Source organism: Pseudoalteromonas sp. SS15, assembly GCF_049257195.1.
Lineage (GTDB): Bacteria > Pseudomonadota > Gammaproteobacteria > Enterobacterales > Alteromonadaceae > Pseudoalteromonas.
This window is the reverse complement of record NZ_JBMMUD010000001.1, coordinates 593,915-607,692: the sequence shown is the minus strand read 5'-3', so window position 1 is coordinate 607,692 and position 13,778 is coordinate 593,915. Positions and strand designations below refer to the sequence as shown.

Here is a 13,778-nt window from a genome sequence, read left to right as displayed (position 1 = left end):
TGATTATGAAGCCGAAATATATTTTGGCAGCCATAATGATGAGCGGGAGCACCCATTTATGGGCTGCTCCCGCTCCTGTATCTGAGGCTGCAAATTCAACCCAAACAATTGAGCAGCGTTTAGCTCAGCTAGAAAGCATGATGAAAACGCGTAACTTGCTGCAAGTCGAACTCCAGCAACAACTTAATTTGTTGCAAGATGAAGTATCTCAAGTAAGGGGTGTGACAGAGGAGCAAAGTTATAAACTTGAAAAAGTATTACAAAGACAGCGAGAGCTGTATCAAGAAATTGAAAATCGCGTGTCTAAAGTTTATGAGCAATCTAGTGCAACGACATCTTCCGATGTTGTGGTTGATAACTCACAAGCGATCAGCAGCGATTTATCAGAAAACGAAGCCTATGACCGAGCAGTTGCTTTGATCATGAAGGACAAGCGTTATGATGCTGCTATTCCAGAATTACAAAACTTTCTAACCGCTTTCCCTAATTCTGTATATATGCCAAATGCGCATTATTGGTTAGGACAGTTATTTTCTATCAAGAATAACGACGCACAAGCGCGGATTCACTTCCAAGATGTTGTGAGTAATTATCCGAATTCAAATAAACGTCCTGATGCTTTATTAAAGCTAGGTATTATCTTCCAAAAAGAAAACAACTTTGAAAAAGCTAAAGAGTTGTTAAATACTCTAATTAAAGAATACCCAAGTACGACTGCTGCAAAATTGGCCACAGAACGTCTTGGTAAGATGTAATGGCATAATATTTTGCCAGTATGGTTTAAAATTAGGCGCTTAGACGTAAAAACTGAAAAAAACTACGCATTTCAGTTGCACTCATTTTTTAAATAAGTATTATAAGCGCCCGCAGCAGGCGATTGATTCAAATCACTTGTTGCACTAAGTGGGTCATTAGCTCAGTTGGTAGAGCAGTGGACTTTTAATCCATTGGTCGATGGTTCAAGTCCATCATGACCCACCACTTATTAAGTTTTGATATCCGAGCGGGTCATTAGCTCAGTTGGTAGAGCAGTGGACTTTTAATCCATTGGTCGATGGTTCAAGTCCATCATGACCCACCAATACTTAATTAAGAACAGATATCCGAGCGGGTCATTAGCTCAGTTGGTAGAGCAGTGGACTTTTAATCCATTGGTCGATGGTTCAAGTCCATCATGACCCACCACTTTTAAATAAGTGTATGATATCCCCGAGCGGGTCATTAGCTCAGTTGGTAGAGCAGTGGACTTTTAATCCATTGGTCGATGGTTCAAGTCCATCATGACCCACCACTTCTTAATTAGACTGATATCACATGAGCGGGTCATTAGCTCAGTTGGTAGAGCAGTGGACTTTTAATCCATTGGTCGATGGTTCAAGTCCATCATGACCCACCACTACTTAGTAAGATTGATATCCAGAGCGGGTCATTAGCTCAGTTGGTAGAGCAGTGGACTTTTAATCCATTGGTCGATGGTTCAAGTCCATCATGACCCACCACTATTTAAAGTATCTGATATCCTCGAGCGGGTCATTAGCTCAGTTGGTAGAGCAGTGGACTTTTAATCCATTGGTCGATGGTTCAAGTCCATCATGACCCACCACTTATTTAAAGTGTCGAGAACCCTAGAGCGGGTCATTAGCTCAGTTGGTAGAGCAGTGGACTTTTAATCCATTGGTCGATGGTTCAAGTCCATCATGACCCACCACTTACTTTAAATATCGATATCCTTTGAGCGGGTCATTAGCTCAGTTGGTAGAGCAGTGGACTTTTAATCCATTGGTCGATGGTTCAAGTCCATCATGACCCACCATCTCAAAATTCTTCATCCCTATCTGTATGGGTCATTAGCTCAGTTGGTAGAGCAGTGGACTTTTAATCCATTGGTCGATGGTTCAAGTCCATCATGACCCACCATACACCTAATATCTTTATTTCATTAAACTTTAATAATCCCTTACTATTCTCGTCACAGACTAGGATTCTGCTCAGCAATTACGTATAATTCGCATCAATTTTGCAATGTGCACTGATGGTCGAGAAATGAGTTTAGCAGAACAAATCATGCCAGAGGATTACATCTTTCCTCCAAAGCCGGCGCCACTTAACGACGCCGAAAAAGCTGAATATAAAGCACGTATTAAACAACTTTTAGTAGATAAAAATGCCGTATTAGTTGCGCATTATTATACTGATCCTGAAATTCAAGCATTAGCTGAAGAAACGGGCGGCTGTGTTGCTGATTCTTTAGAGATGGCACGTTTTGGTGCAAATCAAGAAGATAAAGACATCATCATCGTAGCGGGTGTTCGCTTCATGGGTGAAACGGCTAAGATCTTAACGCCGAACAAAACCGTGGTTATGCCAACACTTGCAGCAACCTGTTCTCTCGATGTGGGTTGTCCAATTGATGAGTTCTCAAAGTTTTGTGATCAACATCCTGATCGAAAAGTTGTGGTTTACGCGAATACATCAACAGCTGTAAAAGCTCGTGCAGATTGGATCGTAACGTCTTCTTGTGCTTTAGAAATTGTTGAGCACTTAGACTCTGAAGGTGAAAAAATCATTTGGGGTCCTGATAAGCATCTAGGTTCTTACATTCAGAAGAAAACGGGTGCTGATATGATCATGTGGAATGGCGCATGTATCGTTCACGATGAGTTTAAAACGAAAGCGCTAAAAGATATGAAAGCGCTTCATCCAGATGCAGCTGTGTTAGTTCATCCTGAATCACCAGCAGAAATCGTTGATCTTGCTGATGCAGTAGGTTCAACAAGCCAGCTAATTAAAGCAGCACAAGAGATGGATAACCAAAAGTTCATCGTTGCAACTGATCGCGGTATTTTTTACAAGATGCAGCAGCTATGCCCAGAGAAAGAGTTCTTTGAAGCACCAACAGCTGGTGAAGGTGCAACGTGTAAGAGCTGTGCTCACTGTCCTTGGATGGCGATGAACGGCCTTAAAGCTATTGAAGAGGCACTTGTTAGTCCAGAAGGTAAAGAAGTGTTTGTTGATATGGACTTACGTGAAGGGGCGCTGCGCTCTCTAAATCGTATGTTAGATTTCTCTTGGAACTTGAAGAAGTAATCAAATTTGCCGATATGTTAAGCAGTTAGCTCAGCATATTGGCAAAAAAGCTTGCTTAAGTGTGGTGCTTTACTTAGTATAGCTTCGCGCTTAGGCGCAGTGGAGAGGTGGCTGAGTGGCTGAAGGCGCACGACTGGAACTCGTGTATAGGCTAACCCCTATCGAGGGTTCGAATCCCTCCCTCTCCGCCATTTCATATCTAGCGATTTCTCAATCAGTCTTTTCTTGTTATGGTATTCTTTCCTTTTTGGGTACAGCTTGCAAATTCTTTATTCCTATCTGAACAGCTTTCTATTAGAATAAACACCCATCTGTTAATTTAACTTAAATGTACTGCAGTGTCTTATCACTAACCAGTTGAAAGTTTAGGTTGTTTTCTACTAGTCGATAACCGATTGGACGTATTATGCAAGAAGAGCTACTGAACTCCGTTATAAAAATAACTAAAACACGTGATGTAGATTCGCTTGAATATAGTTTAATTTCTACTATTCAAGAATTTATAGGATGTGAAGAAGTTGGTATCTACAAAGATCTTCAGGTTCAGGGACAACTAGTTATTGAGCGTAGTTTATGCTTGAAAGTATTGCCTCATGATGACTTTTTATGGGAAGACCGTGACGTTGTAAAAGAGCCGCCGTCTGAGCTGGTTTCGTGCTTACAATCTGCTTGTATCATCACAGTTCAGTCTGCGGATGGTACAGAGCGACGTTGGTTACCTATTACATTACAAGAGAAACCAATTGGCGCCATCGCGATTGTAAGTAAGGGCCTAAGTAGTTCTGATCAGGTTTTACTCAATGCATTTTGTCGAATATTTGAAAATTACCTGAGTATTCTGCACGAAAATGAACGTGATAAACTCACTGGGTTATTAAACCGCCAAACGTTCGAGAAAAAGCTCAAGCAGTTACTAGAAAAACAATTAATTGATCACCACAAATCAGCTTACCCAAATGACAATCGTAAACGTGGTATGGGTGCAACATCATGGTTAGCGATGGTTGATATCGATCATTTTAAGAAAATCAACGACAGCTACGGTCACGTCTGTGGCGATGAAGTTCTGCTCTTACTCGCACAAAAAATGCGTCAGTACTTTCGCTCTAGCGATTTAATCTTCCGATTTGGTGGTGAAGAGTTCGTATTGGTTTTTGAGCCTTGTAGCTATGAAGCAATGAAAGCGAAAATTGAAAAGTTCATGGAGTTAGTGAGAAGTACGCACTTCCCGTTTGTAAAAACCATGTCTGTGAGTATAGGTATGTCGCGTATAAGTCCGTATGATTTTCCAATTACCGTGTTAGAGCAAGCAGATAAAGCCCTTTACTACGCGAAAGAAAACGGCAGAGACAAGCTGTGCTTTTATGAAGAACTCATCGAGCAGCAGCTAATCACTCAGCAAGATGATGATAGTAACGATATAGACCTTTTCTAATTCTGCATAAGCAATCAGAGCGCAGCAATCTTACGCTGCGCTTGTTACTTTCTACCCGCCTCAACTTTTTGCTACTTTCTTTTCTTAAATTTACTACCAATATTGCTTTGCAGTTTATTGGCTATATATTGTTTTTATTAAATAAATTACACTACAAACAGCAAATATTTTACCAATACTCTTATTAAAGAGAACTATTTTTAGATTGCTATAATCAACATGCATTGGAACGCAGAGGCTTGTCACCATGTTACACATTATTCAGTCAAATCGCATGGAGGCGTTGCAAGCGCAGCTCCATAAAGTATTAGACACAGCGCCTTTAGACAGTATTTTTAGTAAAGAAATTATTCTAGTTCAGTCACCGGGTATGTCGCAGTGGTTAAAACTGGGTGTGAGCCAGCATTCAGGTTTGGCAGCGCAACTTGATTTTCCATTGCCTTCCAGCTTTATTTGGCAGCTCTATCAGACCTTTCTGCCGCAAGTGCCAAAAGAGTCGCCTTTTAACAAAGCGAACTTAACTTGGAAGCTGATGACTCTGTTGCCTGAGCAACTCGCATTTCCAGTTTATGAGCCCTTAAAACGATATTTAGAAGATGATGAAGCGGGCAAAAAGCGTTTTGCTTTATGTGAAAAAATTGCCGACGTGTTTGACCAATATTTAATGTATCGCCCCGAGTGGTTAGACACATGGGAGTCGGGTATAGATGAATTGCCAGATGTGGATGTTTCTATTGCACCTTGGCAGCCCGATTTATGGCGAAAGCTCGTTTCATTAACTGAAGACCTAGGACAAAGCCCTTATCACCGTGCCAACATGCATGGCATGTTAATCGAAGCCCTAGCTAAAGCCTCTGCAGAGCAGTTACCCCAAAGAATAAGTTTATTTGGTCTGTCCGCCATTCCAAGTAGTCAGCTTGAGATTTTCCAAGCGCTAGCGCAGAAAACCAATGTGTTGTTGTTCTTATTTAATCCGAGTGAGCACTATTGGGGCGATGTGGTTGATGAAAAAACACAGGCTAAAATCGCCGCTAAATTTGTAAAATATCCAGAGCTCGAAGCGCAGTCAGGAGAATATTTCCAAATTGGTAATCCTCTTCTATCGGCATGGGGTAAGTTAGGTCGTGATTACTTCGAACAGCTGCTGCAATTGGACGCCTCATGGATAGACGGGTTTGTCGAAGATTTTAGCGATAACTTACTGGGCAAAGTACAAAAAGAAATTTTCGATTTATCGTTTAAAGGCGAAACCCTAGTAGAAGACACACAGTGGTTTATAAACCAAGAGGGTCAATTATCCATCGAAGAAGATGATAACTCCATTGTGTTTCAAGACTGCCATACGCCACTTCGTGAAATCGAGCGCTTACATGACCATATCTTGGCTCTGATGCATGAAGAGCCAAGCCTTACCCCGAAAGACTTTATAGTTATGATGCCGGACGTGGCGAAATACAGTCCTTATATTGAGGCAGTATTTGGCGGCGCAACCGCAGAGCGCTATATACCTTACTCATTGGCAGATTTAGCTATTGATCAAGAAAAGCCCGTGATCAATTCATTTTTGTCTTTGGTTGATTTACCTTTTAGCCGTTTTGGCGTATCGGACATCCTAGACTTATTCGCTGTAGAGCCTATTGCAAAGCAATACCAGTGTAGTGAAGATGAATTTGAGCAGTTCAGATTTTGGCTTGAAGAAGTTGGGGTACGCTGGGGTATTAACGCAGAGCATAAAGCCGAGCATGAACTACCTAAAATGCAGCTTAATACCTGGCAACAGGGCTTAAATCGTTTATTGCTTGGCATAGCTATGAGCGATGAGTCTCTGGCATTTGAAGGCATTTTCCCAAGCGATCAAGTTGAGGGCATGGCCACTGAGTCGCTCAGTAAACTGATCCACTTTATTGATGATTTGATCAGCCACAAAAATATTTTGAGTGAACATAACCCACTTAATATCAAAGCCGAACAGCTCAAATCACTGATAAAAACGTTTTATCATCCAGATTCAGATCAAAGCTGGGATCTACAAGTGCTCAACAAAGTGATTGAGACTTTACAGACCCACTTTGACAATAAAGACATGCTTGAAGCGGTAAGCCCCGAAATTATCAGTTATTGGGTCAAGCAAGGAGTTGCACAGAAAGGGGTAGGGCAACGTTTTCTTGTGGGCGCAGTTAACTTTTGTACGCTAATGCCAATGCGTGCGGTGCCGTTCAAAGTCGTTTGCCTACTTGGTTTGAATGACGGTGACTATCCGCGCAGTGTGCAACCAATAGGCTTTGACCTTGTATCGCAAAGTCAGCGAAAAAAAGGTGACCGTTCACGTAAACTCGATGACAGGTATCTATTTTTAGAAGCATTATTGAGTGCGCGCAAACAACTCTTACTCAGTTACGTGGGACGCTCATGTTATAACAACGAGCCGCAAGTACCGTCAATTTTGGTCAGCGAACTCATTGACTACATTGACCGCTGTTTTTATATCGAAGGCAAAGCGTGTAAACCTTCTGCGCATTTATTAAATCAAGCTACACTGCAGCCATTTTCTTCGCTTAATTATATTGAAAGTGATAAGCAAAGCTTTAATCCCACTTGGTTGATTTCAAAGGCCAATAAAGAGCCTTCGAGTAATGAAAACAACACAAGCTTTAGCGAAGGCCTGCCAAATCCGTTTGATACAGCTGAGCATGAGCTAGATATCAATCAGTTGATCCGAGCCGTTTTAAACCCGCAAGCAGCATTTTATCAGCAACGTGTGGGTGTGCGCTTATACAATGCGGAAGAAGTGATTGACGACGATGAGCCATTTGCACTTGATGCTCTGTCTCGATATCAATATCTTGATGAGTTACTAACAGATTCTCTGAATGAGACAGAAAAAGCCCCTGAGCAACTTTTACAGCGAGGTGACCTACCCCAAGCCGAAGTGGGTAAAGTGCAACTAGGTCAATTACAGCAAAGGATCACCCCCCTAGCTGAGCGTTTAAAAACAACACTCACATCACCATCAGAGCCAGTTGAAATTGATATTGACTGCGGTGCAATCAAACTACAAGGGTGGCTTGATAAACTCTTTGAATCGCAACAAATCTTTTATCGCCCAGCAAGTATTAAAGCCAAAGACAAGGTTAGAGCGTTTATTTACCACTGCGCAGCGAATTGTATGGGACAATCGGTCACGACTTCTGTTTATGGTTTAGACGAGCAAGTTAGCTTTGCGCCGTTAGAGGCAGAAGACGCAAAAACCGAGCTACAGAAATGGGTCAATTTTTACATTTCACTCATGAGCAGTCCGCAACCTTTCTTTGTAGCTTCTAGCTATGAATATGCGCTCACTGAAGACATCAATAAGGCGACCAATAAATTTAACGGTGGCCAATATATCGGCATGGGCGACAGCGAAAACCCCTATGTGGCGCTCGATTTTAAAAATCTATTTGATTATGAAGCTGAGTTCGTCAGCCTAAGTAAATCGTTATTTGGCAAACTGATTGACCTTGCGAAGGAAGAAAAATATGCAAATGCTTGATCCAACAGTCATGCCTTTGGTTGGGCAAAACCTAATTGAAGCCAGTGCAGGGACGGGTAAAACCTATACCATTACAGGTTTGTATTTACGTTGCTTACTGGGTTTGACCATACCTGAGCAAGAGAGCACGCCTTTAAACGTTGAGCAAATCTTAGTGGTAACCTTCACTGATGCAGCAACTGCTGAGATCAGAGACCGAGTGAGAAAACGCATTGTCGAAGCGCGCGATGTGCTACTCGGCAAAGAATCAAAAGACGACCTCATTCTACGAGTGTTAAAAGACGTCAAAGACAAAAAGCAAGCTTTTACGTTACTTGATGCTGCAGCCAAGTCGATGGATGAAGCTGCGATTTACACCATTCACGGTTTCTGCCAGAAAATGCTGAAACAGCATGCTTTTGAATCGAACATGGGCTTTAACCAAACATTTGTCCTCGACAGTGCTGATTTAATCGACCAAGCAGTCAAAGACTATTGGCGCAGTTTTATTTACCCGCTCGATACAGACACAACTCAGACTATTTTAGAGCATGTGCCAAACCCGCAATCTCTCAATAGTAAAGTGAGTAAATTGTTGAGTAAGGGCAATATCACCATCACACCGAGTTATGACTTAGATGATGTACTGGCCACTAAAGCGCAATACCAGCAACAAGCACAAACATTTAAAAGTGCGTTGTTAGCAAGCGACTTCTTTACTGCATTAGATAATTCGGGCCTTGCGAAAAACAAAGCGCCTGGGCGAGTAGCCAATATTGCAGCTTTGATTGACTACTGCCAATCTGATAATTGGTATTTTGAATTTGGCTCTGCCAAGCACTCATTCAACTTGTGGAGTGAAGAAACGCTGTCAGACAGTCAGTATTACAAGAAAGGGCAAGCGCCGATGTCGCATCCCTTGCTTAAATCGTTTTCTGAGATGTTTGCATTACACCAGAAGTTACAAGAAGGGTTACCGCTGGCCATAGTGCAACAGGCGGCGAAACAAGTTGCGACCTTACTCGAAAAACAAAAACGTAAGCAGGGCGTTCTAACGCCTGATGATTTACTTACTCAATTGCATGCTGCACTCACTGCTGAACAAGGCGAGCTTTTAGCTGAGAAAATTGCCACGCTTTTCCCAATGGCCATGATCGATGAATTCCAGGATACCGATCCCATTCAATATGGTATTTTTCAATCGATTTACGGCACCCGCGAAGCGACTACTTTGACTATGATTGGTGACCCAAAACAAGCGATTTATGGGTTTAGGGGCGCAGATATTTTCACCTATATCCATGCCAAAAAGCAGGTACAAGACACACATCAATATACCCTTGCAACTAACTTCCGCTCAGCAAAAGGCGTGGTCGATGCAGTTAACAGTATTTTCAAACAAAATGAAAATAGCTTTATCTATAACAAAGACATTCCGTTTGAAGCCGTGGCTGCAAATGGCAAAAAGCCCGGCGAAGGCTTTGAACTAAGTAATGAGCCTGCAGCACCATTGTGTTTTAGCGTTTTAAAAGATACCTCGGAGGTCACCAGTAAAGGCGTTGCACATCCAGCGCTGGCTGAGCTTTATGCCGGTAAAACCGCAACGCTTTTGAACCAAGCACAGCAGGGTGAAGCCACAATCGCAGGATTACCTGTGGCGGCAGGAGATATTTGCTTCTTAGTACGAGATAGAAATGAAGCGGCTTTGATAAAACGTGCCTTAACCAATAAAGGCATAGACAGTGTGTATCTTGCCAGAGAAAGCGTTTTCCAGCAGCCAGTCAGCCAAGCTTTGATGCAATTTTTGATGGTGCTGCATGGTCCATACGACGAAGCTCTGCTAAGAGGTGTTTTGGCCAGTGATTTATTTGGTCTGAATTACCAGCAAATTTTTGCATTGCAAAACGAGACAGACAGCCTTCAAGCAGCTCAAAATAATGTAACGCATAAAGCGTGGCAGGAGTACTTGTTACAGTTTTCTAAGCTAAAAGCCTTGTGGTACAAAAAGGGCGTAATGGCCATGCTTGAGCAATTATTAGTTGAGAATGGCCTACCAGCGCTTTGGCAACAGAAAGGTCATCATGTAGAGCGTTGGTTAACGGATTATCGCCACCTTGCAGAGCTCTTACAGCATAAGCAAATTGAACTAGAAGGCACGCAGCGGGTTTTGCGTTGGTATGAAAAACAATATACCGAGTCGTTAAGCGATACCGCACAGGTACGCTTAGAAAGCGATGAGAACCTAGTTAAAATCATCACCATGCACGCCTCAAAAGGGTTGGAATATCCAATAGTGTATCTACCTTTTGCTAGCGGCTATCGTGAAGCGAGCGAAGCGATTTATCATAAAGACGACACACTGGTGTATGACTTATCTAAATCCGATGATGCCATGCAACTGGCTGAAAAAGAGCGTTTAGCTGAAGACATTCGTCTGTTGTATGTGGCATTGACACGCGCTGTACACCACTGTGATGTAGGCATGTATAACCTAGCAGAAGGGCGCAGTAAAAAGCCAGGTATTACTCGTACAGCCCTAGGCTACGTGCTTTTTGCACCAGATATAATGACTTCTGCAGAACAGTGGCACGCGCGACTTGACGCACTTTGTACAAGTGATGCGAATTTACAGGTCGCTTATTTTGATATTAATGGTTTGCCAAGCGAAAGTTACACACCAGCTCAACAAGCGCAGACGATTGATTGCGCTGTAAAAGCGGTGTCAGTAAATATTGAGCGCGACTGGCGAGCAACCAGCTTTAGCCAGTTAACCTATCATCAAGATCATGATGACAGACCATTAGGTGCAATTGATGAAAACCACTTGCTTGACCTACCATTGGCAGAAAGCCAAGAAACCCTAGATGCTTACACCTTTCCAAAAGGAGCCAAAGCGGGTAGCTGTTTACACGAAATTTTTGAATTAATTGATTTTAGCGAGCCAGAAACGCCGCAAGCACCGAACCTGACACTAGAAGAAGCTGTAAAACAGACGCTGGATAAATTCGGTTTTGAAGATAAATGGCAAGCGCCAGTTAAGCATTGGGTGTTAGCGTGTCTGACCTGCAAACTAGATAGTAATTTAGCGCTTAAAGACATAACGCCTGCGCAGCGTTTAGTGGAGATGGAGTTTAATTTACCTCTTGCGCCATTAGATCAGGTGAAACTGAATAATATTGTCTCAAACATCACCCAGCATCCAAGTAATCTTAAATTTGATAATGTCAAAGGGCTACTAAAAGGCTTTATAGATTTAATCTTCGAGCATCAAGGCAAGTATTATATTCTTGATTATAAATCGAACTATTTAGGCGATGCACCGAGCGACTATGCCAGCGATAACCTAGTGCAAGCCATGAACGCACACCAATATCATCTGCAATATATGATTTATACCGTGGCATTACATCGTTTACTTAAAGCGCGCTTACCTAACTATCAGCCAGAGCACCATTTAGGTGGCGTCTATTATGTTTTCTTACGCGCCATGGGCGACGGAGAAGGGGTGTTCTTTAAACAACTATCACTCAGTGAACTTGAACAGTTAGATGCCTTATTTTTACAAGGAGCAGCATAATGGAACAAACCGATTTATTTGCTCAACCCGCATACATCGCTCCTTTTGATCATCAAAGCTTTATTGCGCTTTTAATCGAGCAAGAAAAACTGCTACACAGCGATATTGCGCTGGCGAAATTACTCAATGCGTCCAAAATTGATGACGCATTTTATTTAATTTTGCTGCTACTTAGAGCGCAAAGGCAACAACATAGCTGCTTGGAGTTAGAGCAGATAGACTGGCAAAACCCATTTTCGTTACCAGTAAAATTACAAGGCGAAAATGTGTTAACCGCGCCTTGGTCTGATGACAAACAAGCTGCGATAAAAGCGCTAGCGTCACATGCAGCTGTGGGTGACGATAAACCAATGAGGTTACTGAACAATAACTTATATTTAGCCCGTTACTTTGATTACGAAGCAAGCCTTGCTGAAGCGTTTCAAGCGTTAAACAACAACAAAGTGACCTTGAACCTAGATACATTGACTGAATTACTCAATCACTTCTTTGACGATCAAGATGATATTGATTGGCAAAAAGTGGCGTGTGCGATGGCTGCATTAAATCGCTTTTGTGTGATCACCGGCGGCCCGGGTACAGGTAAAACCACCACAGTTACTAAGTTGCTGGCAATTTTACAGTCACTATATCGAAGCGCGCCGCTGAGTATTAAACTGGTAGCGCCAACCGGTAAAGCCGCTGCGCGCCTAACAGAATCTATGATAGGCGCGAAGAAAAAGTTAATCGAAAGCGGCATGATAGATGACGAATTGTTTGATTTGTTGCCAGAGCAAGCGCAAACCATACATCGCTTACTGGGGGTCGTACCGCACACTCATCACTTTAGGCATAACGAGCACAACCCGCTGCACTTAGACTTATTGATTGTCGATGAAGCGTCGATGATAGATTTACCCTTGTTAAGCAAATTAGTCAAAGCGTTACCATCTCATGCTCGCTTAGTCTTACTTGGTGACAAAGACCAATTGGCCTCAGTCGATACCGGTAATGTGCTAGGGGACTTATGTGAGCATCTAAAGTTGGGCGAGCAGCCCCATTACTCACAAAACTGTGTAAATACACTCAATCAAATTTGTTTTAATAATGCGACAAAATTGCACGAAAAACCGAGTCATTTTTTGCTTTGCGACAACATCGCATTTTTACAGCAGAGCCATAGATTTAATGCCCAAAGTGGTATTGGTCAATTGGCACAAGCGGTGAACAATAACGATCAGAAGCATTTACAGCAGACAATTCAGCATGGCTTTGAAGATTTAGAATTGTATGACTTCAGTAATGATGCCTATCAAGCGTTAATCGACAGAGCGGCAGGGCATTATCAAAACTACTTACGCCTTATTCAAAGTAAAACAGTTTTGAATGCCGAAGATGTGCAAGCTGTGCATCATGCTTTTAGCCAGTACCAGTTACTTGCAGCAGTGAAAGAGGGCCCTTACGGAGTAAATACACTGAACCAACGTATTGAGCAGAGACTGCATCAAAGTGGTTTAGTTGATTTAACCCAGCGCCAATATGCGGGCTTACCAATTATGATCACCCAAAACGACTATCAGCTGAATTTATTCAATGGTGATATTGGTATTTTAGTGAATTATCAATCTAATAATTCAACATCTGCAAGTTTAAAAGCCGTCTTTGTTGATGAGCAAGGTCATGTTCGAGATTTCTATCCGAATAGACTACCTAGGCACGAGAAAGTGTATGCTATGACCATACATAAATCTCAGGGCTCTGAGTTTGCTCATACCGCAATGTTGTTGCCGCCCATGCAAAGGGCGCACTCAGGGATTAACCGACAGCTGGTTTATACTGGGATCACTCGGGCAAAACAAAAGTTTGAGCTGGTGGCACAGATGTCGGTTTTAACTCTTTCTATGTCTAGACAGTTGCAACGTTGTTCAGGTTTAAGGCAGAGATTGCAAACAAGTTAGCCCTTTAATACCAATCCTCAATAATACTCAATCATTTTGAGGGACTAAAACTGACGCTAACTTTGTTGGAAATTTCTTATTTACGACTGCATGGATGCAGAAGGTAGAGCAATGCAGGAGCAATTGCCGAGAACAACTGAATAGCAAAATTTCCGCCTTGCCTACATGGATGTAGGTACCTCGGCGATAGCAGGACGCGTGAGCGGCGTTACCGACAAGTTTTCCTTGCCT

General features: G+C 42.4%; 6 protein-coding genes and 11 tRNA genes. All 17 read left to right on the top strand.

Annotated elements, in window-relative coordinates; translation table 11 throughout:
- Nucleotides 1-5 precede the first annotated feature (5 nt).
- The 17 genes from ybgF (at nt 6) to recD (ending at nt 13,547) form a co-directional block, all read left to right on the top strand.
- Complete coding sequence (gene ybgF / locus AAEU28_RS02600) at nt 6-755, top strand: tol-pal system protein YbgF (protein ID WP_421962832.1); 750 nt, start codon at nt 6-8, stop codon at nt 753-755.
- A gap of 150 nt (nt 756-905) precedes the next feature.
- Nucleotides 906-981, top strand: a tRNA-Lys gene (locus AAEU28_RS02595).
- 24 nt (nt 982-1,005) lie between these two features.
- A tRNA-Lys gene (locus AAEU28_RS02590) sits at nt 1,006-1,081 on the top strand.
- 28 nt (nt 1,082-1,109) lie between these two features.
- Nucleotides 1,110-1,185, top strand: a tRNA-Lys gene (locus AAEU28_RS02585).
- A gap of 30 nt (nt 1,186-1,215) precedes the next feature.
- Nucleotides 1,216-1,291: transfer RNA gene (locus AAEU28_RS02580), tRNA-Lys, on the top strand.
- Between the two features lie 29 nt (nt 1,292-1,320).
- A tRNA-Lys gene (locus tag AAEU28_RS02575) sits at nt 1,321-1,396 on the top strand.
- 27 nt (nt 1,397-1,423) lie between these two features.
- Nucleotides 1,424-1,499 (top strand) — tRNA-Lys (locus AAEU28_RS02570).
- Between the two features lie 28 nt (nt 1,500-1,527).
- Nucleotides 1,528-1,603: transfer RNA gene (locus AAEU28_RS02565), tRNA-Lys, on the top strand.
- Nucleotides 1,604-1,632: 29 nt separating this feature from the next.
- Nucleotides 1,633-1,708 (top strand) — tRNA-Lys (locus tag AAEU28_RS02560).
- Nucleotides 1,709-1,737: 29 nt separating this feature from the next.
- Nucleotides 1,738-1,813: transfer RNA gene (locus AAEU28_RS02555), tRNA-Lys, on the top strand.
- Nucleotides 1,814-1,841: 28 nt separating this feature from the next.
- Nucleotides 1,842-1,917, top strand: a tRNA-Lys gene (locus AAEU28_RS02550).
- A 126-nt stretch (nt 1,918-2,043) separates the two neighbouring features.
- On the top strand, nt 2,044-3,087 hold the full coding sequence (gene nadA / locus AAEU28_RS02545) for a quinolinate synthase NadA (RefSeq protein WP_421962831.1): 1,044 nt from the start codon (nt 2,044-2,046) through the stop codon (nt 3,085-3,087).
- Between the two features lie 101 nt (nt 3,088-3,188).
- Nucleotides 3,189-3,278: transfer RNA gene (locus tag AAEU28_RS02540), tRNA-Ser, on the top strand.
- A gap of 215 nt (nt 3,279-3,493) precedes the next feature.
- Complete coding sequence (locus AAEU28_RS02535) at nt 3,494-4,522, top strand: GGDEF domain-containing protein (protein ID WP_421962830.1); 1,029 nt, start codon at nt 3,494-3,496, stop codon at nt 4,520-4,522.
- A gap of 247 nt (nt 4,523-4,769) precedes the next feature.
- Nucleotides 4,770-8,054 carry an exodeoxyribonuclease V subunit gamma gene (recC, locus tag AAEU28_RS02530; RefSeq protein WP_421962829.1) on the top strand — a complete coding sequence of 1,095 codons (3,285 nt, stop codon included), beginning with the start codon at nt 4,770-4,772 and terminating at the stop codon, nt 8,052-8,054.
- Complete coding sequence (recB, locus tag AAEU28_RS02525; protein ID WP_421962828.1) at nt 8,041-11,610, top strand: exodeoxyribonuclease V subunit beta; 3,570 nt, start codon at nt 8,041-8,043, stop codon at nt 11,608-11,610. The genes recC and recB overlap by 14 nt, the downstream gene beginning before the upstream one ends.
- Nucleotides 11,610-13,547: an exodeoxyribonuclease V subunit alpha gene (recD, locus tag AAEU28_RS02520; RefSeq protein WP_421962827.1), complete on the top strand. Its 1,938-nt coding sequence runs from the start codon at nt 11,610-11,612 to the stop codon at nt 13,545-13,547. Before recB ends, recD begins: the two co-directional genes overlap by 1 nt.
- Nucleotides 13,548-13,778 lie beyond the last annotated feature (231 nt).